Source organism: Alkalihalophilus lindianensis (assembly GCF_032843265.1).
In the GTDB taxonomy this organism is placed as follows: Bacteria; Bacillota; Bacilli; order Bacillales; family Bacillaceae_D; genus Alkalihalophilus; species Alkalihalophilus lindianensis.
The window spans coordinates 325,033-349,552 of the sequence record NZ_JAWJBA010000002.1; the positions used below are offsets into that span (position 1 = coordinate 325,033).

The 24,520-nt window shown below is 37.5% G+C and carries 22 protein-coding genes; 1 reads left to right on the forward strand and 21 read right to left on the reverse strand.

Going from position 1 to position 24,520, the window contains the following annotated elements; translation table 11 throughout:
• Nucleotides 1-104: 104 nt before the first annotated feature.
• The 16 genes from RYX56_RS08285 to RYX56_RS08360 form a co-directional block, all read right to left on the reverse strand.
• Complete coding sequence (locus tag RYX56_RS08285; protein WP_317121602.1) at nt 105-761, reverse strand: HAD-IA family hydrolase; 657 nt, start codon at nt 759-761, stop codon at nt 105-107.
• Between the two features lie 83 nt (nt 762-844).
• A complete protein-coding gene (locus tag RYX56_RS08290; protein WP_317121603.1) occupies nt 845-1,588 on the reverse strand; it encodes a GntR family transcriptional regulator in 744 nt (247 codons plus the stop codon).
• Nucleotides 1,589-1,663: 75 nt separating this feature from the next.
• Nucleotides 1,664-2,479 carry a PfkB family carbohydrate kinase gene (locus RYX56_RS08295; protein ID WP_317121604.1) on the reverse strand — a complete coding sequence of 272 codons (816 nt, stop codon included), beginning with the start codon at nt 2,477-2,479 and terminating at the stop codon, nt 1,664-1,666.
• A gap of 68 nt (nt 2,480-2,547) precedes the next feature.
• Nucleotides 2,548-3,438 carry a carbohydrate ABC transporter permease gene (locus tag RYX56_RS08300; RefSeq protein ID WP_439108478.1) on the reverse strand — a complete coding sequence of 297 codons (891 nt, stop codon included), beginning with the start codon at nt 3,436-3,438 and terminating at the stop codon, nt 2,548-2,550.
• Between the two features lie 4 nt (nt 3,439-3,442).
• A complete protein-coding gene (locus RYX56_RS08305) occupies nt 3,443-4,324 on the reverse strand; it encodes a carbohydrate ABC transporter permease (RefSeq protein ID WP_439108479.1) in 882 nt (293 codons plus the stop codon).
• A 77-nt stretch (nt 4,325-4,401) separates the two neighbouring features.
• Nucleotides 4,402-5,685: an ABC transporter substrate-binding protein gene (locus RYX56_RS08310; protein ID WP_317121607.1), complete on the reverse strand. Its 1,284-nt coding sequence runs from the start codon at nt 5,683-5,685 to the stop codon at nt 4,402-4,404.
• Between the two features lie 72 nt (nt 5,686-5,757).
• Entirely contained in the window at nt 5,758-6,777 is a 1,020-nt protein-coding gene (locus RYX56_RS08315; protein ID WP_317121608.1) for an SIS domain-containing protein, read from the reverse strand.
• Nucleotides 6,778-7,143: 366 nt separating this feature from the next.
• Nucleotides 7,144-9,141, reverse strand: a complete 1,998-nt coding sequence (locus RYX56_RS08320; RefSeq protein ID WP_317121935.1) for an acyltransferase family protein — start codon at nt 9,139-9,141, stop codon at nt 7,144-7,146.
• A 503-nt stretch (nt 9,142-9,644) separates the two neighbouring features.
• On the reverse strand, nt 9,645-10,532 hold the full coding sequence (locus tag RYX56_RS08325) for a GNAT family N-acetyltransferase (RefSeq protein WP_317121609.1): 888 nt from the start codon (nt 10,530-10,532) through the stop codon (nt 9,645-9,647).
• Nucleotides 10,533-10,543: 11 nt separating this feature from the next.
• Nucleotides 10,544-11,317, reverse strand: coding sequence for an ABC transporter (locus RYX56_RS08330; protein ID WP_047973132.1), 774 nt, complete (start codon nt 11,315-11,317; stop codon nt 10,544-10,546).
• The gene (locus RYX56_RS08335) at nt 11,304-12,260 is read right to left on the reverse strand and encodes an ABC transporter ATP-binding protein (RefSeq protein WP_317121610.1); all 957 of its coding nucleotides are present in this window, start codon (nt 12,258-12,260) and stop codon (nt 11,304-11,306) included. Before RYX56_RS08335 ends, RYX56_RS08330 begins: the two co-directional genes overlap by 14 nt.
• Nucleotides 12,261-12,272: 12 nt before the next feature.
• Nucleotides 12,273-13,733 carry a hypothetical protein gene (locus RYX56_RS08340; RefSeq protein WP_317121611.1) on the reverse strand — a complete coding sequence of 487 codons (1,461 nt, stop codon included), beginning with the start codon at nt 13,731-13,733 and terminating at the stop codon, nt 12,273-12,275.
• Entirely contained in the window at nt 13,699-14,874 is a 1,176-nt protein-coding gene (locus RYX56_RS08345; protein ID WP_317121612.1) for a hypothetical protein, read from the reverse strand. Before RYX56_RS08345 ends, RYX56_RS08340 begins: the two co-directional genes overlap by 35 nt.
• Entirely contained in the window at nt 14,831-16,066 is a 1,236-nt protein-coding gene (locus RYX56_RS08350; RefSeq protein WP_317121613.1) for an arginase family protein, read from the reverse strand. Before RYX56_RS08350 ends, RYX56_RS08345 begins: the two co-directional genes overlap by 44 nt.
• The gene (locus RYX56_RS08355) at nt 16,056-17,267 is read right to left on the reverse strand and encodes a diaminopimelate decarboxylase family protein (protein ID WP_317121614.1); all 1,212 of its coding nucleotides are present in this window, start codon (nt 17,265-17,267) and stop codon (nt 16,056-16,058) included. Before RYX56_RS08355 ends, RYX56_RS08350 begins: the two co-directional genes overlap by 11 nt.
• An 83-nt stretch (nt 17,268-17,350) precedes the next feature.
• On the reverse strand, nt 17,351-17,500 hold the full coding sequence (locus RYX56_RS08360; protein ID WP_157860775.1) for a hypothetical protein: 150 nt from the start codon (nt 17,498-17,500) through the stop codon (nt 17,351-17,353).
• 403 nt (nt 17,501-17,903) lie between these two features.
• Here RYX56_RS08360 and RYX56_RS08365 point away from each other — a divergent pair, with 403 nt between their 5' ends.
• Entirely contained in the window at nt 17,904-18,794 is an 891-nt protein-coding gene (locus RYX56_RS08365; protein ID WP_317121615.1) for a helix-turn-helix domain-containing protein, read from the forward strand.
• Nucleotides 18,795-19,009: 215 nt separating this feature from the next.
• On the opposite strand, the gene RYX56_RS08370 is transcribed toward RYX56_RS08365, so the two are convergent.
• The 5 genes from RYX56_RS08370 to RYX56_RS08390 all read right to left on the reverse strand — a co-directional run bounded on the left by RYX56_RS08370 (nt 19,010) and on the right by RYX56_RS08390 (nt 24,503).
• Nucleotides 19,010-19,912: an AEC family transporter gene (locus RYX56_RS08370; protein WP_317121616.1), complete on the reverse strand. Its 903-nt coding sequence runs from the start codon at nt 19,910-19,912 to the stop codon at nt 19,010-19,012.
• 152 nt (nt 19,913-20,064) lie between these two features.
• Nucleotides 20,065-20,799, reverse strand: coding sequence for a GntR family transcriptional regulator (locus RYX56_RS08375; protein WP_317121617.1), 735 nt, complete (start codon nt 20,797-20,799; stop codon nt 20,065-20,067).
• A gap of 165 nt (nt 20,800-20,964) precedes the next feature.
• Nucleotides 20,965-22,398, reverse strand: coding sequence for an aldehyde dehydrogenase family protein (locus tag RYX56_RS08380; protein ID WP_317121618.1), 1,434 nt, complete (start codon nt 22,396-22,398; stop codon nt 20,965-20,967).
• 18 nt (nt 22,399-22,416) lie between these two features.
• The gene (locus tag RYX56_RS08385; protein WP_317121619.1) at nt 22,417-23,307 is read right to left on the reverse strand and encodes a class II fructose-bisphosphate aldolase; all 891 of its coding nucleotides are present in this window, start codon (nt 23,305-23,307) and stop codon (nt 22,417-22,419) included.
• A 29-nt stretch (nt 23,308-23,336) separates the two neighbouring features.
• Nucleotides 23,337-24,503 (reverse strand): diphosphate--fructose-6-phosphate 1-phosphotransferase, encoded by a 1,167-nt coding sequence (locus RYX56_RS08390; protein ID WP_317121620.1) that lies wholly within the window; start codon nt 24,501-24,503, stop codon nt 23,337-23,339.
• Between the last annotated feature and the right edge of the window lie 17 nt (nt 24,504-24,520).

The window sequence follows — 24,520 nt, forward strand, 5'->3', positions numbered from 1 at the left end:
AAATAAACGTGCAGAGTCTTGCACTAAAGTTATTGAGATTTGAACATAAGGGGTAGGCTTCAGTATACGAAACAATTTGATGGTGATATTGACATGCATCTACCCTATTTGTTGATATAAGCTATTACTTCTTTCAGAGACATGTCACTCATAGACTGCAACCTGTGTTCAACCATACAAAAATCCATCGTATGAGTCACTTGGTTCGGTACAATTATACATTTCATTTTTGCTTTTTTAGCAGCCATGGCTCCATTAGCAGAGTCTTCAAACACCAAACACTCCTCCACTGCAAGTCCTAATTCTTTAGCAGTTTCTAAGTACAAAGCTGGGTCAGGCTTAACCTTTTTTACATCATCTGAGGTTTTGATACAATCAAAATAATCAATAATATTTAGATTCACTAAATGAGTGGACACCCATTGATAACTTGAACTAGATGCTAAGCCAATCTTCAAATCCATTTCTTTAGCTTCTTGTAAATATTCCTCTACTCCGGCTCTCGCTTTCTCCCCAATTAGTTTATCCTGAAACTTTTCTTTGAACTGTTTTTGTAAAGTATGAGGATCTATTTTTTGTTGAATGTTCTCATTCAAGTATTGAAAAGGAGAAAACCCTGAATGTGTACCAATTTCTTGTTGCCACCGTTCAATAGGTAACTCACTTCCATATTCAGCAAAAAGCTCTTGCAGTAAAAGATATTGGTGTGTTTCGGTATCCAATATTAAACCATCAAAGTCAAAAATGATTCCTTTCACCATTTTGAACCTACCCTTCTGATTTTTTTAACCAGAGTATTCCGACTGCACTTAAATAATTATCTCAAGGTTTACTCCTATGGGGTCTAATCTGTATAATCTGCCTCAATATAAAATTTCACCCTATCTCCTAAAAGATAATATTTAGAAAAGTGGACTGGTGTATGATCCATTCCAAAAATTGTTTTCTTCACTAAGATAACAGGTGATGTCTTACTTATGCCTAAATAATCACAAATTTCAGGAGATGGGAAAACATATTCAATCTCTTTTTTCACTTTCTTAAATTTTACTTTGTATTGCTCTCTTATAAGCTCGAAAGTAGAAATATTATTAGTTAGTAATGGTTCAATGCCAGGGTAAAGCTGTAAAGGTAGGTAAGCGAAGTCAACACTAAATGGTCCATCTGAATCTTTTACAAGACGTACTAACTCTAAAAACTCGTTTTGTTCATGTAAAAAAGCTTTAGAAATTTCATTATCTTCGCGTACGATTCTCTTTAATAAAATTTCTTTTTCTATATGATTTTCTAAATTTGATAATCCTTCTGTATAACCTTTTAAATTTAATAAATGCAAATCTTTTTTAGGTGCCTTAACAAAAGTTCCTTTACCTCTGATCACTTCAATGATGCCTTCATCAACCAATTCTTTAATAGCCCTTCGAATAGTTATCCGACTCACATTAAATAATTCACATAAATTCGATTCAGTTGGAATTTTTTCTCCAGGCTTTAAATTTTTACTTTTGATCAAGTCTTTAATGCCTGCCTTAATTTCTTCATATAATAATATTGGACTATCCAAATTACTAATATCTCGACTCTTCATAATAACTCCCCTATTAACATTATTTGCTTCAACTGTTCTTTTACTTTACACGAGGAGAAATTATAAAACAATTATTTAGAACTCTCTCGGGTAGCCAAATCCTCCATATATCTTACAAGTGTTTTCTGCAGAATGTGTAGCTCTCTCTAGAGAAATCCTCATATTCTCTCCACTTATATAATTCACTAGAAAACCTGCAATTAAGCTATCTCCCGCCCCCATAGTATCAACAACCTTTATTGGTTGTAGGTTCTGTTCATAAATATAATCACCCTTTATAAAAAGAGCCGGTAAACTGCCTCTAGTTAATGCAACCACCTCAAAGTTAAACACTTTAATTGCATCCATAAATTGCTTCAATTTTCCGTCCGTTAACTCCGCAACTGAAAAGAAAGCATGCTTGATATGTTTTGCTACTAGCTCTACATACTCAAGGTCTAAATTATTTGAAAAATCATAGGATATGTCGATTACTTTCGAGAGTTTAGGTAGTTCACTCTCCATAGAAGAGTAGCAGCTAACATGGCATAGATCATAGTCAGAGATAAAGTCTAAATCTTCATCAGTAAGTTGTAATTTCAATAAATGTTGTACAGTATTTTTGGGTCCACCTATAAAAACTCTATCTCCCTCTGTAGTGAGAGATACTTGTGGCTGACCACTTATTCCCTCTGCAGTCCGAGCAGCTTTAAAGTCTATAGATTCTTTATTGAGAGCATACTTTATGTGTTCTGCTTTTTCATCGGTACCAAAGATACCAATATAAGCTACCTTTTCTGCTCCATTTCTTTTAGCGTTTACAGCAACATTGACACAGTTTCCACCTGGATAGTATTTTTCTTGATCTAGATAACAATCTACTACATTATCACCAATAGCTATTAAATTCATTTAATAACCTCCCCATTTAAAATATGTCTTTCTATCATTCTATCTTTATATGCACATAAGTCGTCTTATTATCCTTTCACAGACCCTTCTGCTAGGCCTCTGACTAAATATTTTTGTAGAAGGATTAGCAAAATAATCATAGGAATTGACGCGATCACCATCCCTGCCAGTAAAACTCCCCAGTCCGTTCTTAGTGCGTCTCTGAAATTCATTAACCCAGATGGAATCGTTTTTAATACGTCTGAATCAATAAAAACTGTAGCAAATAAAAACTCATTCCAAGCGAAGAAAGCAGTCAAAACAAACGTAGTAACAAGTATAGGTATAGACATCGGCAAGTAGATTTTAGTGTAGATTCCAAATTCAGTACATCCATCTATAATTGCTGATTCTTCTAGCTCTCTTGGAATACTTAAAAAGAATGCACGCAACAAAATAATAGCTAAAGGCAATCTAAAAGCCACGTATGTTAAAATTAGTGCCCATCGTGTATTAATCAAATCCAGCCAAGTTAATAATTCAAATAATGGAATTAAGGCTACTTGTGGATTCATCATTAATCCCCCGATAATAAAGATTAACGCAGCATCAATCCACTTGGATTTATACCTTGATAAAGTAAATGCGGCCATAGATCCAATGATTACTACTAATAAAATGGTCACTGCAGTAACAAAAAGACTATTGAAAAAGTAACTAGAGATACCCATAGACCAAGCAGTAAGATAATTCTCAACATGCCATACTGATGGAAGCCCCCACACATTATTATATATTTCATCGTAACTTTTCATGGAAGAAATAAACATCCAATAAAGGGGATAAATAATAAGAAAGGCAAATAACAATAACCCAAGAAGAACTGTATATTTTGAAACTCTACCACTTAACTTTCTACTAATCATAGGTTTTTTTTCAGGGTCTACTTGCAAATATTCTTCTTTTGTATTTGTTTTAATCATTCTAATCATCCCTCCCTGTCCCAGAAACCCTAATCTGAATTAATGCAAAAATAGCTGTCAGGATAAAAATTAATGTAGCTATAACCGAAGCATATCCCATATTATCCTTAACAAAGCCTTGCTGGTACATATAAACTGATAAGGTTGTAGAACTAAAGCCCGGTCCCCCATTTGTCAATATATAAGGTTCGTTAAAAACTAACATAGCCCCAGTTATCGTAATAAGAGTATTTACAAACATCGTTTCTTTCACTTGTGGAACAGTAATGCTAATGAACTTTCTAATTTTTCCTGCACCATCAATGTCCGCTGCCTCATATAAATCTTTAGGGATCTTTTGAATAGCTACAATAAACAACATAGTGATAAAGCCAATACTTTGCCATTGAGACATTGCAATAACTGCGTAGATAGAAGTTGTAGCATTTCCTAACCAAGGCATCGCTAAATTATCTAAGCCCACTAGTTCTAAAAAGCTGTTTAAAAGTCCCATTTGTGGGTTATAGATAAAACCAAACAATAACGCAATGACAGAAATGGAAATCATCACAGGTATGAAATAAATTACTCGTAAGAAAGGAGCTATATTTCTAAACAGTTTGTCCTCTAAAATAGTGGCAAGGATTAAAGCAAATATAACTTGGAAAGCTACAGAGATAACCGCATATTTAATATTATTTACTAATGCAGGCATTACTACATTATCTTGAAACAACTGAGTATAAGCTGAAAATCCAATAAATTCTTTCTTTTGAGAGAACACACTAAAATCAAAAAAACTATTATAGAAATTTTGGAAGAGCGGAAAATAAATAAAGGTCCCTAAAAATAAGATAGTAGGTAAAATGAAAATAATTGGAATAATCGGAATTTTCTTAGCGATCATATCTACACCTCTTTTCAATTTAATAAGTCCTAATATTCAACGAACATTAGGACTTATATAATCTAAAACCAGAGCTACTTAAGACTTTCTGCTTTGCTTTGAACTTGTTTCAGAATTTCTTCTGGGGTAGATTGTCCAGTCGCCAACTCTTGTCCACCTCGCATAAAGATATCTGCAATGTTTATATTGACAGCATTATCAAACCAAGGTGTAGTAGATGAAGCATTCACAATAATATCATAAGCTTCTAAACTTGTATCATTTACATTTTCTGTAGTCACAGCACCTTTGATAGCATTTAATTGACCGTCTGTTTGTGTAAACTCAAACGCCGTTTCCTCAGATGTTAAGAATTTCAAAAAGTCTACAGCTTCCTCTGGAGCATTTTTACTCAACATCCACCCTTCAGGAGCACCAGTTAATGCAGTCTGATCTCCTTTTCCGTCTGTAACAGTAGGAAAGTCAAAAAATCCAAAGTCAACATTTCCAATCTCTTCTACCATTTTAATTTCTGCAAATTGCATATACAGGATTGGTACTTCACCATTTCCAAACATATTACGGGCTGCCTCATGATCAATTGCTGTAGATACATCCCCCATATAGGTAGTTAACTCTTGAAAGATTTCTAACCCTCTTATATATCCTTCATCTTCAAAATTAGTACCCTCTAAATTATAATCTTTTTCCAAGACAGAAGGTTCTACCACTCTTTGGAAGATTGTTCCCAGGTAATGGGATATAGCCCAGGTATTCGTTAATCCCTCTACCAAAGGTTCATCATAACCTGCTCCCTGCAATTGGTCTAACACCTCAATAAACTCATCATAAGTTTGTGGAACATTGATATTATTCTCTTCAAAAATCGTCTTATTATAGAAAAATGCTTTTCCATCCACCGTAAATGGTATGCCATATGTTACATCGTCAAAGGTGAACCCATTATACTGAGATTCGATTACTTTTGATGACCATTCCTCATCAGCATTAATTACCTCATTTAGCGGCATCATTCGCTCAGAAGAAACTAAATTTTGTGCGAACGAGTCTGACCATGCTGTGAATACATCTGGTAAATTGTCATTAGATACTAAAACTCTGATTTTTTCTTTATATGAATCATTTAGAACTGCGTCCACATTAATATGGACATTGGGATTTGCCTCCATGTACTCCTTAATTTTTTGATCATAAAATGACTTTCTAGGTTCATTCGGCCATCTATGAAAAAAGTCAATGACAACTTCCTCTTCAACACTGGCACTGCTACTATTCGCGCCTCCTTTGTCAGAACTACACGCGACAACAACAGAAGATAAAAGAAGTAATAGAATCGCTAAGCCGAGTAATTTTTTCATTAATAATCTCCTTTCTATCATTTATTAAACCTTGGACATTTTAAGATCATTAGGGTCGGAGGGTATAATTTCTTAATACTCCATTTTCCACATATATCTTCTGACTGATAACGGATGACCTGTATGCTCAGCTAAACCATCAGCATATAATCTTGTAACTGCCCCTGCTAAAGCTGGACCAAAGTACTCTTTTAAATCATCATCGATCCCCTCGAAGACTAAATCCGCAATATCTATAACTTCTACTTTATTGCTATATTTCTTTACAAAATCTAGCGCTCTTTCATCTAGAGGACGACTCGCTCCTTCACCTTTAATAACTAGAAAAGGAACATCAAAATCTGTAATTTCAAAAGGTCCGTGGAAAAACTCTCCGGAATGAATGGCATTTGAGTGAATCCATAACATTTCCATTAACAAGCAACTTGTAAATGAGTATGCATGATGAATATACGCTCCACTGGCCATTGTGTAAATAATTTTTTCTCGTTTGTATTTTTTACCAAAATCATCTGCAACCTTAGAAAAAAGATCAACATTCTTATTAATTAACTTTTCTAGGTTTGGTAATTGGTTGACCACACGTGAATACTTTTCATCTGGTGCAAACACATTCAAAAGTTCAAAAATTAACGTATAGAAAATTCCCACTTCACCGTCTAATGCGTCCGAACCATCTTTATAGTTATAATGCACAGTATACTCTGCCTCTTGACAAAGTGGCGATTCTGTATCCATTGATATAGCAACAGTCAATGCTCCTTTTTCTCTAGCAAAACTTGCTGCACTCACTGTCTCTGGAGTAGTGCCTGAATGAGATCTTAAAATGACTAAACTGTTTTCTCCTAATACTTTTGGATCACGGTGGATAAATTCATTTGACGTATACACAAAACTTGGCACTAAAGATTCTTTACTAATAAAGTACTCACCTAATGATAATGAAGCCATCGAGCCTCCGCATGCTACAAAATATACGTTTTGGATATTTTTAGCTTTTACCGCGTTAACTACCTCTTTTATCTGTTTTGTGTGTTCTACCTTCATTTGCACTTGCCCCTCTTTAACTGATAAACCCTGTTCTTGTTTCATATCTACACCTCCATTTTTTATAACGTCATATAACGTTATATTACGTCATATTATATATTATAGTTTTTTAATAAGTCAATATAATTTTTATTTTCTAAAAATTAAGTTATGGACCTTGTACTAAGGTGCATGAAAATATTGAAATTAATCATCTGGTCATAGTTGGCTATGCTAGTGAGATTCATCTCTCTTTTTGAGGAAGTTACTCGCTATAGGGAGGGATAGATAGGATATGATAACTTCAATTTATTAAATTTAAATGATATTGACGGGACATAAACTACTTGAAGTAAAAGATGGTTTTTCCTTCACCCCGTCCCACAAAAAAAGAGCGAATGGATTCTCCCATTCACCCTTATTTTTCACTTATTCTATTTTCTCTAAAGCTTCCACGATATGTTCTTCTAGTGCGGGTGCTAGTGTCTGTATATACAACGTACTGAGATGATGTTCGTCACGATACACTAAAACATTTCCAATTACAGGGTAACATGTTTCATCATCACAGAAATATTCCGATAGATCAGCAAAGGTCACATTGTCAGGGATTCCCTCTGTGTTCTCCCATGGTGGAATATCTGATAGAGCATCCGCTCGAGGTACTGAGCATTCCTCAAGATCATCTGCTCCTTCTACACATGAAGGTATATCTTCCGCCATCCTTGGATTATCTCTGATAGCAAAGATTTCTGTCATTCCTTCAAGCTTTTCCCACTGTTTGAGGTAGCCTTCTGGAACGGTATCACCGCTGCTGACGTTTGCCGTAGTAAATACAAGATCTGGCGGCTCCTCCATTAATACATCTAGTAATTCCTCATTCCATTCCATGCATGATTCATTTAATAGACCGTCAAAATCGTCATTGGAAAAACGACAACCATCTTTATTGTAGATATCAATCTGTAAATTCAAACGTTCTGACATCTCTTCTAAAGCTGGATACCAGTGACCTGAATGAGAGCCCCCGACCAGTGCAATCGTATAGTCTGGGTTTTCTGTTTCTCCCATCGAACACGTTTTTAATCTAGGATTATCTATAGAAGAATAACATTCCTCATCATCATAAAAGGTTGGCAAGTCTTCTTTAACCTGAAGAGATGGAGGAGCAGGTTCTTTATCTGGAGCTGGTTCAACATTGTCAAAAATAGCTCGTGCCCCTGGATAGTCTTCAATTGAGTATTCCTTGTCTTGCACCTGATCAATATATACTCCCCAAGCCGTGTTAGCGAGGAGTACTGGCACCATAAACGTTACCAAAATCGATGCAAGCTTAGTTTTCGATTGCTTAAGGTTCAATTTCCTAATCGGTGCTTCAATCAACTTAACTGATACAACAGATAGAATAAACGTAACGATAAGAATAGAGATTCCACCTAGAAGTGATACGGTATCAGTTCCAAAATGCGCATAATAAAAAATCAATATAGGCCAGTGCCACAAATAAAATCCGTAAGAAACACTACCGAATGCCAAGAATGGCTTTGAGGACAAGAGCTTCTCCACTCCGAATCGATTGCCATTCTCTGCTGCTATGATGACTAACATAACCCCCGTCGTTGGCAATAATGCTGCATATCCAGGAAAAACATTGGACACAGGTAAAAGAATCCCTGTAAATGCGATAATCCCTAATCCAATCCAACCTAAGATAAGCGTCGCTTGCTTTTTAAATACGAGATACGGAAGCGATAATGCTAGAATCCCACCTAAGCTAAACTCCCAAACACGGGCGAACGTATTAAAGTAGGCCCATGGTTGATTAACGGCTGTAATATAGACCGAGTAAGCTAAGGACATCGTAAAAATACTACTTAGCACAATCAATAGAGTCTTTCTAACCGGTGTTTTTAGTAGCTTCCTAGCTAGTACATAGGCTAAGAATATAATCAAAGGCCATGTTAGATAAAATTGACCTTGAATCGAAAGCGCCCAGAAATGTTGCAAAGGACTCGCTTCATTATTTTGATTGAGATAATCTACTGAGTTAAATGCCAACTGCCAATTCTGGAAGTACAGAGCAGAAGCGAATATTTCAGAAATGATTTGTTTCCACTGCACCTGTGGCATAAGTAAAAACGAACCTATAATCGTAAATAAAAGCACAATAAAAGCAAGTGGAAAAAGCCTTCTCGCAAGCCCTAACACATACTCACTCATATTGATGGTTCCATACCTCTCCATTCTTGCTAATAGGGAGGTGGTAATTAAATAACCTGAAACGATAAAAAATACATCTACTCCACCTGAAACAGAGCCTAGCCAAATATGATAAATGGCGACCAAAAATGCCGCCACAGCTCGTACCCCTTCTATTTCAGGGCGATATCTTTTTTCTGGTATTCTTAAATCAGACACTATATCCATCTCCAATGCAGTAAGATCACTTATTCTTGAACTTACTCCGCCTAAATTTATTAAAATAAAAAACAGTTATACTAAGATAGAAAGAGACGTCACCCCTCTCAGGGACATTGTCATTTTATAATGGCTCCCTACCTATATCAACAGGTTATAAATTACAGTTCTTTCATCATTTAACGTATTAAATATTCAAGACAATAGAAAAGCAACCACCAAGCCATTTGGGCCTGATGGTTGCTTTTTCATTTGAAGGGATTGGGATTATTGAGCCTTTAAAATCCAGATTACGAGCTTACAAAACGGCGAATGGCTTTTAGCTATGGTACATTATTTGGACTTTATATCACTGTATAATCCGGTCAGTGACGGACATCAGAGTCACCTTCTCCATATAAAGCATCCCCCTCACAACGTTATGAAGGGGATGCTTTTTTGTTTATATCATTAATGGATAGGGGATACCTTCCATGCTGTTACACTCTTCAAAAAGCAACACGTCACATCCATCACTCTTTGGATTTTGTCTCATATACATAGTAATTAAGTTCATGTTCCCTCTTAAAGCCTGCTGCTAGATAGAGGTTAATAGCTTTCATATTGGTCTTTCCTACACAGAGTGTAATCTCCTCAATCTCTTTATACTGATAAAGCGTTTGAAGGGCGACTTGTATCAATTTTGTGGCATTCCCTTTGTTTCTAGCCTTTTCCGACACAGCTATAAACTCGATGTTTCCTTCGGCGTGTTCGGGATTCGCTTCAAAATACACATACCCGTCTATTTCCGTATCATTCCTTTTTAAAATAAACAAATGTTGATCGTTCTCCTTAAGCTTCTCTATTATGTCTTGTCCACTATAATAGGTATCTGGAAATAGTTGATCGTGCAACTGCTTGAATGAATCAACATATTGTGGCTCAATCCTCACGATATTATTATCTTCTATACTAGAAAAATGGTCGCGATGAGCCTTTAAGATCAAATGACTTCCTTTATTCTCTGCGTGAAGCCCTTCTACAAATGTAGTTGCTCGCTCATTATTTTTATTGATGAAAAACATAAAGGTCTGAACCTCAGACTCTAAGGAAGTCATTAAAGTATTCCACATCTCGCCTTCCACATCTTCATTGGTGCTTGTAAAAGGCCCCCAAACCTCTGCACTCCCCTCGTCCTTATCGACATCTACACCGAGGGCACCAATAACCGTTTGGCCCTCCGTTGCTACGATAAAAGACTTTTCTAAAGGAAGGTCTGAGAATTCGTCCTTTAATGTATCACGTATTTCACTTACCTTCTCACCGCAAAAACCTATATGGCTCTCAGGTTTATTGTTCATCTCTTCTAAATAAATGGCAAGCTTATCGAGATTTGCTGAAGTGATAAATGATAGTTGCATAATTGAACTCCTTAATAGTGACCAAAAAGTCCTTTTTGTTTAGCCACTTGCTCGCATTTTTTGAATATAATAATTCCGATCAAAAAGTAAAGCAATGAATTAATAAGTAAAAATAGAAGATCAGTAAGAGGGATGTTAATGATTGACGCATCTGAAATAGCGACATCTCTCACTAACTGTAATCCATACATGAATGGTGCATATTTCAATAGAGGAAACACAGTAATCGGGATAAAAGTCATCGCCATGATCACGAATTGAAACAATTGTAAAATGTAGTCTACTTGTTTTAAGACGATTGTGATGCCCGCTAGAGCGTACCCAATTCCGAAGACCCCTAATAACGTTAATGCCATAATCGGGATAATGGAGATCAAATCGATATTTAGCCACTGACCCGATGTGGCCATTGCAGCTACCAACAAAATCGTGATCGTGACAACATTAATAAGAATTGTACTAGTCATTCTAGCAAATATGATAAACCATAAACTGTAGGGAGTTAGAGAAAGCTGCTCAAGTGTCCCTTGTGAGGCTTCATTAGAGATCTCCCAACCTAACCCTTGAGTAACCGTTAACACTAGAAACCAAAATACATAATTCATAATAACCATTTGAATCGTATAGTCCATCTGAGCCGGATCGCCTATAAAGGTGATACCAAGAAAGAAGCCCAAAAAGATGATATAGAAAATGACAAGTTCACTAATGGTGTTAGGTATATAACGCTTCATATAGATGTATTCTCTTCGTAAATTGGCCGTAAATATATTATATGATAGCATGTTTTGTACCCCTTACGATCTTTAAGAATACTTGTTCAAAGTTCACTTGTTCTTTTTCAATCGAAGCAATTTCTATATGTAACTGTTTTAATAGATCCATAATGTTGTAAATGTCCTGGTTGTGACTCATGGTAACCTTCATAAACTCTCTTTGATCAGATGACTGTAATTCAATCATGTCGGAGTAGGCAAGCAGCGCCACTTTCTGACGTTCTTCTAAAGCGTGCTCAAAGTAAAAGTGATACGATACGACTTTAAATAGATCTAACAGTTCATCCACGGAGGAGTCTGTAATCAATTTCCCATCACTAATAATGAATACACGATCACATAGCTTCTCGATCAAATTCATATCATGTGAGCTAATGATGATCGTTTTGTCCTTCTCCTTGACGATTTCTAATAGGAACTCGAGGATAATTTGATTGGAAACAACATCTAACCCTAATGTAGGCTCATCTAAAATAACCACTTCCGTGTCAGCCATTAAGGCAATAACTATGGCTACTTTTTGCTGCATTCCTCTAGATAAATTCTTAACGAGCTTATCTCTCTTCTCATATAATTCAAATTTCATGAGGATATGGTTGAGCCTTTCAGCTATTTCTTTTTTGGAAAAGCCTCTAATCCCAAGAAAATACTCTACATTTTCTTTGATCGTTAACCGCCAATAAATATTGCGGTTGCCTTCTAATACAGAGCTAACATATCTCAGCGCTTTCTTATTTTTATGGTTCACCGATTGTTGATTGATCGATATCGACCCTGTATCCGATTCAATAAGGTTGCATAGGATCTTTATAAGTGTTGTCTTACCAGCCCCATTTGACCCTAATAGACCTACTATCTCTCCTTTAGGGACAGAAAAGGTTATATCTTTTAATACATGAGTCGTTTCTTTTTTTGAGTGATAGCTTTTACTCACATTTTGAACTTCTATCATAGGCTTACTCCTTTATAGATTGGTTAAGTCCACTGGTTCAACATGAGGATAATCCTCTAGCAAACTTTTCACATCCGGATAAGTAGAAAGCTTTTGAAATAATTGAAGAATGAAGTCCATAGTCGGTCCCCTTCTTCTCCCCATGGCTACTTTAAATAATCCCTTGCCAGTTGAGGTGTTGGGAATAATCACTTCATATCGATGATGCCTGAACCCAAAACTAGAACCATAAATAAAGGTGGCTTTGTGCTTTTTAACTTCTTCATTTACAACCGCTAATACTATCCCGTGATTGATTAATGTATCTTCTCTCAAATGAAAAACGACAAATGGAGCTTTTGCCCAAGGTTGATCTGATGTTAAGGAAGGATGTTCAACTTGTTTAAAGATCCTATCAGTATGAATACCCGCGGCAAGCAAGGCGTTATTCTCAAAAATAGACTCACAATACTGATGTAGCTCATTTTTGTGAAAGAGAAGCTGATTATCTAGTAAGGAGATCTCTTGATAACTCAATCCAGTCCCAAGCACCGTTCGTATCTTCCTAATATAATCAGCCAGATTCACAGCGTTAGGCAGTGCAGGATTAGTAGAGTCTGTATAAAAACTGACTAGACCGCCATTAGAGAACTCTAACCCTTGTTGGTCGAGCTTTAAAATGGAATGAATTTGAACTACAATGACATTTGCTACTGTATGAAGCTGGTCTAACACATAGTCCATATCAAGTGTATCTCCGTTTAAAGTTGTGTCTAGAACGATCATTTTTAAACCTTGATGGCCATTTATAGCCAACTCTTGTAAAAAGACATCTAGACTAAACACTTCTAAATGCCAATTGTAGCGAACCGGCTCAATATAAAATAAGTCAATTTCCCCGATCTGTGCCATGAAGTCTTCTTGCTTAGCAAAGCTCGTTATTTCAACTGCTTCACTTCTATAGAGATCTGTTAACATCCTTGTCTCGAAATAGTCACTCCAGCTTGCCATGCGGAGTTTTTTCTCTGACGTTGGCTTAAACATGCCAAAGTAACTTTGGAGGAATGTTGAAATAGCTGCCATTCCACTAGAAAGGAGAACATGATCCTCTACCCAGTTTTCACCTATCGCTCGGTAGCCTTTGATCTCTTTCTCCAGAATGAGAGGTTGAATATTACGCTCATAGCTAAAATCAATTCTTCTGGTAGATGGAAGAAACTTTCTTGACGCGAGGGGAGGTGATTTTAAGTGTTGATTGGTCACACGTTGAACCTGTTCAAACCACATGCTTCTCAACTCAAGAGTTAAATTTTCAATGAGCTGTTCATCTTCCAATGTCTCTAAACGATTATCTAAATCTGAGATAAGTGTATCCACTTTCGATAACCATTGTTCATGGTTCTCTTCTTGATTTCCGTCAAACAATGAATAATAGATTCGTTTTACTTCTTCCAACTCATCACATAGAGAGGACCTCTTCGCTATTTTTTCCATGTTGATCACCTGCTTTGATAAAGGTATCATCTTTAAATATCCACTCATCAGGCACTGGGTACCCATGTAATGTTCTTGCCATACTTGACACATAAGCACCAACAGGAGTTAAAAGAACCGCATCACCAACGTCCAGTCTATTATTCATAGAAGAACGAATAAAGACATCGTTCTCATAACAAGTGTTTCCGTATAGGTTATGTCGTTCTTTATCCGTATTTGCTGTGTAACAAGCGATGACCTCAGGATAGGCCCACTCAGTGAGGTTCCATGCTGAGCTATTAAGTGTAATAGTACGGACATCCCCGTCCAGATCAGAGGAGCACACAGTCGAGTACAAGTAACCAGACAAGGCTAGCATTAGCATACCAGGCTCTATAACAACCTTTATTTCTCTATTCATTTGACGATTTATTCTCTTCATGACCTGACTAACGATCTGCCACGTTTTTTTTACTTCTTTTTCATTTGAATATAAATAAGTCAATCCCCCGCCTAAATTCACGGTGTTCACTGCAGGAAAATGGTGAATGATCTCCTCAATGTACCTCATGATCACTTCCATAGAAGATGCATTTTTTATTTCTCCTACATGCAGATGGAGCTGTTTTACAACGACATCTCTACCTGACACTTCGGCCCAGTCCATATATTCGTTCACGCGAATGCCGAAGCGACTGTTTTCACCAAATACAATATCGTCTTCAAATAAATGAGGGATTTTGATTCTAAGGCCGATAGCCTGCCTATCATCTATGGTTTGTTCAAAATAAGAGGTAAGTTGAGAGATTGAGTTGAAGTCAAAGATGATGTTATGACTGATCATTTCATCTAGTTCTTCTAACGTAAGTGCCGGGGAGGTGCTGTAGATCGGAGACATCTGTGCTTTATGAGCAGCACGAAGCTCATACACAGATGCAACATCAGCCCCAACCCCTAAGCTCGCTAATTGGGCTAATAGATAGTCATTTCGATTTGCTTTCACAGAGAAACATAGGATAGCATTAGGGATCCCCTCAATATCCTGCTTCAATTGTTTAACAGTACGTATGATGGTATCGTAATCATAAATAATGGCTGGAGACGGAATACTCGGCTTATGAGTTAGTAAATGCGTTGGTGCTTTCGGTAAAATGCTCATTTTCCCACTCCATTACATTAGAAATAACGTTCAATATCATCTCAGAAACGATCACTCCATCAATTTCTTTTTCTTGTGGCAAAAACTCTACTATGTCTAACCCAATAATATGTGTTCGCTTTGTTATGAGCTCTAAAAGGTCTCTAAGCTCTCTATACAACAGACCTCCCGGCAGCGGGGTACCTGTTGCGGGCATAACACTAGGATCTAAGACATCTACATCAATGGTTACATAATAAGGAATGTCATCTCGCAAAGCTGTCAGTAATTCCTCTTTTTTATTACATGCATGATTACCTGGAAATTGAGTCACTTTATCGTGGGTTAATGGTTGATTCGTCAACTGTCTAATGCCAATTTGCACCACATGCTCCACTTGATCAAGGTCCATAACAGCATCCATGAAATTACCATGGTGAACAGCTTCTCTCCATTTCTCCATCTTATTTAATCCAAAGTCTGAATGAGCATCGAATTGAATAACACCAAAGGCAGAGTGATTCATACTAAGACCTTGAATACATGGAAGGCTGATAGAATGATCGCCCCCTATGGTAACCGGAAATATATTCTTTTTTGAGAAAGCTTGTATGATTTCTTTAAGGGCATCGAACTGCTTTCCGTTTTTTTCAAAGGCAACTGCATTCACATCTCCGCAATCGACCATTCTAATTCCTTCTAACACCTGTTGATTAGTAATCGGGTCATACATTCCTTGTAAGCTAGTTCCGTTATATTGAAAGAGTGAACCACTAACTCTTCTTAGGTAGCCAGGAGCAAATCTCGTTCCAGGTTTGTAGGTGACATTAAGATCATAAGGCATTCCAATAAAGGCAAGATCACACCAATCCCCATCTAAGCATTGATCCATCGGTACAATAGACGTTTGAAACATCCCGTTCTTATTGGTTGTTTCTTTAGATGCTTCTGCTTGATACACCTGAACAAGCCCCTGCTCTATTAGATACGCATGTACATCTTCAAAGAATTCTTCTGTGACTCCATACTTATCATGAAGCTGTTGGAACACCGCTGCTTTTGTAGTTGCAATGGCATACGCTTGAATGATAGCAAGCAGCTGCTTCGTCACTTCAATCTTCCAGCCTTCTTTACTATCCCATGCTAGATAATGGTCCTGCTCATCACTAATCACCAACGAGTCATTTATTTTGTAATAGAGATCATTTTTCACATCCATGGCCCCTTACGATTTGAGATAGCGAATCGTTCTCATATACATACTCTTGTGGCAGTGGAATACGGTTGAATTGGCGTGAGTTTGTCATGGTGTAAGCCCCTGAGGCAGTAAATAAAAGTGGAGTACCCAATTCAAGATTGGTTGGCAAGTGAAACTCCATCATGCTTCCATTTGTGTCTTTCCCGAAAAAATCTCCTTCATATAACGTATTTCCTGCAATAAAGTATGGTTCAACTTCCTCACTTGCTGTTTGCAAGGCGAACACTTGCGGCTTATGCCAAGGGGCAAGATTCCAGGCAGATAGATTCAGCGTTAGGATACGTTTTTTGAAATGCTCATGATACTCATTCGCTAAAACTGTCGCAACTAAATAACCACACCCTGCTAAGAGTGCACCACCAGGCTCAAACCTAAAGTGCATCTCACGACGATGTTTATTGGTCCACTCTTCAACTATATTATTTAAACGTCTTAGATGGCTGCGCGCCTCTGCTCGATCCACATAAAAATGAAAAAGCCCCCCACCAAAATCAATCGTATCTACCTTCTTAAACCTTTCTGCAAGTGCCAATAAATAGTCAGCTTTATACAGAAGCGATTCTGGTGTCATCTGTCCACTATGAACATGAATACGTTTAACGGTAAGAGCATATTTCTCTATAACCTCATCTAGTAGAGGGTCTGTACTGTTTATCCCAAAACGACTATCGTTTCCAAACGTTGCGTTGCTCTCCAAATGAGTCGGTAAAGGCATTCTAATTCGTAAACCTATTTCTGTTTTCGGAAAACTCTCTCCGTACAATGTAAGCTGTGAAATCGAGTCTAAATCGATTAGACAATTCTCCTCCATCAACTCATTCATCTCTTGAACGGTGTAAGCAGGCGCAGTCGTCGTGATCTCTGAAAAACCTGCTTCTTTTGCGAGCTTGTACTCTCCAATACTTGCAACGTCACACCCCAAGCCCCAGCTAGCATATTGTGCTAGTATTTCCGGAGTATGGGTCGCCTTAACTGCTAGGTTTAACTTTGTATTTTGAACAAGAGAGAGATCCTCTTGAATCCGTCTCACCACATCTTTCATTCCTTTTAGGTCGTATACTAAGGCGGGTGTCTTCACCTCAGTTATTAAATCAAACAAACTTGCCTCCGGTTGAGAATATAGCGGTTCTAAATACTCCTTAGTAGACATGTCCATCCAAAATTCCCCCTTATTTCTGAATATCTCATAGATCCCGTGAAGATGATGTACTTAATTAATTACTAATTATGTTAGGAAACTTAATAGATACGAGGGCGTGAGCCTCCTAAAATGGTTAAATCCAAATTAACAACCGGAACGCTCGTCTTTTCTGCTTTGTTAACCATACCTTCTTCAATTGAACCTTCTTTAATATTGATATTGTTTAAGTTAGCTTCTAAATTTTTCATTACTATCATCTCCTCTTTATCATTTTTTTGTCTTCAACGGGATCTATCAGAAATCCAAATGAGACATACAGTTATACCACCTTTGTATGTTTCAAGTAGACTTCTTATTTGTTCATCATTCCACTTTAGTGTTCATAAGGGAGGTCATTCAATGGCTCTATCATCAAAGCTACAACCTCAACTTGATTGAATGCAAGAGCTACCCCAAAGAATGCAACCGTCAATAGTACCTTTTTCATGTATGTGCACCTCCTAAATTCATTACAATTACTATACAATATTTTTAAAAAGTACCATTTTTCTGAATATTAGTATACTATATTAATTAGTCTACCTTTCCAGTTTCTTACTTGTCTTTCCGTTTGTTTATATGAAAATGTGCATATTTGCAGAGGAGGAAAAAATGACTGACTTTAATGTGGGCATTGCTATCAGAGAAATTAGATTGCGGTATGGGTTAACTCAAGGTGAACTAGCAAATGGTATTTGTGATCAAACCCTGATTAGTAGAATTGAAAAAGGGGCGGTGATTCCTTCTTCCTTCCTACTAATGAAATTAGCCAAACGTATCGGAGTAGACGTAAATTATTTACTTAACCTTGCTCACTACAGCAATGCTGATTACGTACGTGAAGTGACTGAACAAGTTGATAGGATGTTAAAGGAAAAGTCCTTTGAAGAATTGAAGGAATTCGTAAAGTGTGAGCGGGAGAACCCATTATTCAAATCGACCGAAGGAGAACAGTACTTCCTCTGGTTGGAAGGAGTCTGCGCTTATTATGTAGATAAGACGCCTAATATTGCTATTCAATCTTTAGAACAAGCACTATCAAAAAGAGAAACCACCTCCAAGTCTAAATCTGATATAGACATTACGATCTTGAATAGCTTATGTGTTATTTTAAGTGAAGAGCAAAAATATGAACAAGCAGCTACATTATATGAAGTGTTAATAGAAGAGGTCGACATTCACCCATCCCTTCCATTCAAGTTAAAAGCGAAGATTTTGTATAACTACTCAAAAGTGCTTATTAATTTATATATCTATGACCTAGCCATTGCGATTTGTCAAAAAGGCATTAAATGCTGCCAACAGCATGACTCTCTTTTTTTACTTGGAAACTTTCACTACCAACTAGGATTTCTTTTATCTCTTGATGAACGTTATCAAGAAGCGATGGTTGAAGTAGCTAGGGCAAGCATGATCTTCAGTATTGAGAACAGAGAAGACTTAGTGGCAATAGCCGAGCAACGAAAGACTGAGTACACCCAGAAATTAATCAGTATACAGTAGCATCTAATGACCATAGCTTGATATGAGAGCTATGGTTTTTTGTGCATTGGAAGTAGCATGCACCTCAGGCTCTAACGCCTCAATGGCCGTTTTCATTTGCGGAAATACACAGAAGTAAAAGATAAATGAAAACAAGCCCACTAAACAAAATGTTTAGCAGGCAAATACATTAACTTCTATTCGATAAAATTCGAGGAGTGCCAGTGGTTGACCCCTTATAATAATACCCATAACAAAATTGGTAATGTAACCAAACTAAGAAGCGTACTAATCAATGTACTACTAGACACGAGATCAGGCTCTGTACCGAATTGAAGAGAATACATCGTTGTATTCGCAGCTGTAGGCATAGCAGCCATTAAGATCATAATTTTTGCTAGCATCTCATCTACAGGTAACATAATGACTAGTAAAAGAGCAATGACCGGTGAAACGACGAGTCTTATTACTAGCGCTACCGTTACTTTTCCTACTGGGATCCTCTTTAACGAGATCGACGCCAACTGCATACCTAAAATGATCATAATTGTGGGTACTGTAGCATCAGCCACAAAATCCACAGCTATAAAAATGTACTCAGGAATCGTGAGGGACACCAATTGTATTAATAGACCACCAAAGGCTCCATAAATAATTGGCATTCTTATAACTGAAGCTAAAGATGCTTTAATGGTTACTTGGCCCCTTCCGCCTAGTGCTGCAATAAATAAGCCAAATGTACTCATGAGCAACGATTGAAATACCATAAGAACAACCGCATAATCTAATCCAGCAGCACCAAATGCAAATAGAACCACCGGTGTTCCATAGTTACCATTATTCATAAAAGCTGCAGCTAGCATAACTCCGCATTGTTCTGACCTTGTATAACCAAGAAGCTTACCAATAATAAAGATAATGAAGAGTAATAGAACACACAGTAAAACAGAATACACGAGCATGTGTATATATCTAATGTCCAACGGAGTCTGGTAAAATGTCCGGAACGCTAAGATAGGAGACATGAGATATAAAGCCATTACTGATAAGTTTTTGACATCAAATCCAATTTTCTTTTGACCAATATAACCAAGCGCAAAAATAATAAATACCGGCAATAGTATCTGAATAAAAACCATTTAATTCACCACTATCTTTATCATTAGTTCCTTTTAATACTTTTAAAATCATATCAGCCCTACCACTCATTACAACATCATTACCTATTAGGTTATGACGTAGAAATAAAAGTAATGCCCATTAATAGAGCATTACTAATTTAAGTTGTGTACTAACGATTTAAATCTACATTGTACTGATAGCGGTCTGAACGGTACTTTGTTTGAGTAAATTCAACCGGTTCACCGTTTATCCCATAGCTAAGTCTTGTCATTTGAAGGAGAGCTGTACCTGCACTAACTCCTAAAAGATCGGCTTCATACTGAGTCGCATTGACAGCTGATATTGTTTCATTTGCTTTCTTTAAATAGATCTCATTATCTTCAAGCACTTGATAAAATTTCGCTCCTGCTAAATCATGCTCCATTAAAACATTTCCAATATGTTCTGGCCAACTCGACTTTTCGAGTGCAATCGGCTCATCATTGGCGAAACGAATTCGTTGTATAAGCAAGATAGATCCATCATCTTCCACATTCAATTTCTTCTTTTCAATAAATAGATCGTCTCGAAGCTCTGCTCTAAGAAGTTTAGATGTGGGTAAATACCCTCTTTCCATAATTTCTTCAGCAAAACCAGTTAGCCTTCCTAAAGTTCCCGTAAACTTTAGCGATTTTACGATTGTACCCTTTCCTTGCTTCTTCTCAAGCAAGCCATCATTCACTAAAGTCGTTATAGCTTGCCTTAATGTCGTACGGCTCACATTGAATTCGTCCATCAACTCTGTTTCAGTAGGGATCAAGTCTCCTTCTTTCCAGACCTTATCTGATATACGTTGCAACAAGATATCTTTAATCTGATGGTAAAGTGGCACTGGACTATTATGATTTAATTGTAAATGAACCATTCATAACCCCCCTCCTTCCAATTTCTCTTACTCATTTTCTACATTGAGGTTTCTACCCTTATTATACTCTGGGGAGCTTGATCTTTCATAGAAATTAAAACAATTTCATATGTATCAGTCTGGATTTATTAAAGAAGGGACCCGGCGCAGCGGATCCCTTTACCCTTACAAGTTAAAAACGACAATTTTTTCCTCAGTCATTTCTTCTATTGCATATTTAGGACCTTCTTTACCAGAACCACTCTGTTTCATCCCGCCATAAGGCATTTGGTCTACTCTGTAGCCTGAAGTATCATTGATGATCAAACCGCCCACTTCAATCTCCTCTGCTGCTTTCATGGCAAACGAAAGACTGTTAGTAAACAATCCGGCTTGAAGTCCATAAATAGAATCATTCACACGAGAGATTACTTCCTCTTCATCTCGATAAGTAGACACAGCTACAACTGGACCGAAGACTTCTTGTCGACAAACTTTCATGCTATCATCAACATTTGTAAGAATGGTAGGGGCATAGAATACTCCATCTCGCTTTCCCCCTACTTCTATCTTGGCTCCATTACTTACAGCCTCGTTTACCCACTGTTCCACTCGAATCGCTTCTTTTTCTGCAATCATCGGGCCAATTTGCGTAGTTGACTGGCTTGGATCACCTATTTCAAGTGATTCTGTCACCTTTTTCATTTGGTCTAAGAATTTCTGATAGATCTCTTCCTGAACGTAGACACGTTGAACAGATATACACACTTGACCAGCGTTGTTAAAACTCTTCTGTGCACAAAGTGTAGCTGCTTGCACAATATCAGCATCATTATGAACAATGGTTGCTGAGTTATTACCTAACTCTAGTGAAACCTTCCGTAGCCCAGCCTTTTCTCGAATCAATTTCCCAACTCGAGGACTACCTGTGAATGTAAACATGTTCACATCTTCGTTTTCTAATAACCATTCACCGGTCTTTGCACCATTTCCAGTAATTAAATTAAATCGGCCACGAGGAAGACCTACTTCTTCAAAAATTTGCATTAAGATAATGGCACTTATAGAGGTTACTTCCGCAGGCTTTAAGATGACACTATTTCCACTAGCAAGGGCAGGTCCGATCTTGTGACAAACTAAGTTTAGCGGAACATTAAATGGTGTTATAGCAGCTACCACCCCAACCGGTACGCGCTTTGTATACGCTTGACGAGTTTCAGATCCAGGTGCCGCTTCTACCGGGACTCCCTCTCCATGTATTCGCTTCGCTTCTTCGGCTGATATTTCTAGCGTTTGGGCCGCTCTTTCTACCTCGCCTAGTGATTCTGTAATAGGCTTCCCTACTTCTTGCACTAACACATTCGCTACTTCTTCTTTTCTCTTAATTAAAAGCTCTGCTGCTTTTTTCAAATAAGTAAAACGTTCATAAGGCGACAACGGAAGTTTCAATGCTTGTTTAGCAGAGGCAACAGCTTCATCAACATCCTGTTTCTCCGCTGACGCTACATGTGCAATAGTAGTTTGGTTATACTTATTCAATACCTCAAAGGTTACTTGCTTCTCTTTCCATCTACCATCAATATACAATCCATACGTTGGTACTTGAACAGTTGTTGTCATTATCAAAGACCCCTTTCGTTATAACGTTACTACCTTTTTGTCATTTAAAAGTTTCTCTGCTTTGTTAGCACTCCCAAATACTCTAATTTTCTCTTTAACTTTTTTCTTCATAACTGCGCGACCTGCACCTAATGTATCTGCTACTACAATATTGTTCATATCTTGTTGGAATGCTTCCTGAACTCCCTGTGTAAATGCTTGGCGTAGTTCTGTATCAACATTGATCTTTGAAACTCCTAAAGAAATAGCTTTTTGTACTTGCTCATCTGGTACATCTGAACCTCCATGAAGCACAATCGGTCTTTTCACCGCATTTGAAATCTCCTCTAAACGCTCAAAACGAAGCTTAGGTGTTTCTTTATAAATACCGTGAGCAGTACCAATTGAAACGGCTAAATAATCTACATCTGTCGCTAAAATAAATGCTACAGCTTCTTCAACAGTTGTAATTAAAGCATCTTTTTCATCTACCGTAATATCATCCTCTGTTCCACCAATCTTTCCAATTTCACCTTCACTACCAATATTCAAAGCTCTTGATGTTTCAACTACTTTTCTTGTAATGGCCGTATTCTCTTCAAATGATAAGGCAGACCCATCAAACATAACCGACTGGAATCCACACTGCACAGCTTCCATCGTTTGTTCAAATTGGCGACTATGATCTAAATGAATGGCTATAGGAATCGTATAGTTTTTAGCCAATGAATCTATTAGTACTTTCATAGGCTCAAGGCCAATGTTTTGAATGACTTTTTGACCTACTTGAATCATAATTGGTGATTGCTCTTCTTCTGCTGCTTCTAAAATAGCTTGAATTGTCTCTGCATTATGGGCACTAAATGCACCAACCCCATATCCATTTCTATACGCATGCTCTAACATTTCTTTTCCATTAACAAATGGCATACTTATTACCTCCTAATTTGTGTTTCTATTTAATAATGAGTAAAAACGGTATTCTTTGGAGCTAATGGGGGGTAGCTCGTTATTGGATCACCAATAATCGGAGCTAACCATTTATAATAAGCCTCAAGATTATCAATAAATCTAAGGGGCATGACTCTCTCTCCACAGCTCGCTACCGCCTGTAAGGAAGCAGGCTTCATTACAATCTCGTAGTCCTTTTTTTCTGTTCTCTCCATTGATACCATCACGTTAGATAAACCTTCCTCAATCCAACTAGCTCCGACCACACCTACTTGATATGCTTCTGCTGTGTCCCTTGAAGATACAGATTGAGAGAAACTGCGTTGGCTCATTCCTAATAATTCAGCACGTGCTGTAACCTTAAGCTCTTCTTTTAGAAGTTGTTCTATTTGCTTAGAGATCCCTCCAAGAATGGCTCTTCCTCCTACAACATCATGTTGAAATTGTTTACCATTACTAAAGGCTACCCCTTCACTAACGACCACTACAGCATAGCCATAGTTAGTCAATGCCGATTTAACCGCCTTCAGCAATTGTTCTTGATCTAACGGTTTTTCCGGCAATGCAATAAAATGAGGACCTTCTTCAGCGGTCGTCTTAAAAAAACCAGAAGCAGCAGCTAACCACCCTGCATTGCGTCCCATTGTTTCAAGTATCCTCACTTGTTCAAAGTTTTTCATTGAATAAAGATCTCTACTCAAATCTCTAGTAGCCTGGGCAACGAATTTAGCAGCACTTCCAAACCCTGGAGCATGGTCTGTACATCCAAGATCATTATCTACCGTTTTGGGCAAACCAATGACTTGAAGATCATACTTCTGTCTGGCAGCTTCAATCCCGACTTTATTCAAAGCTTCCATCGTCCCATTCCCACCAATAAAAACAAGCGTATTAATAGACATTTTCTTTAAATGACGAACGGCTGTTGAGATATTCTCATCTGTGAAAGCATATCTACCTGATCCTAAGCAAGCACCAGGGATATGCTCATGGTCTAGAATCCACTTTAGAATGGTTTCATTCCCTTCTGAAAATTGTCCATGTGTTAAGCCATCGTATCCATTTTCAATAAAATGGAGTTTATTTTCCTTCATAGCTTGTTTCACAAAACCAACTAACGTCGTGTTAATAACGGATGTGGGACCTCCGGCCTGCCCAATGGCAATATTTTTCATATCTCAGGCCCCCTTCA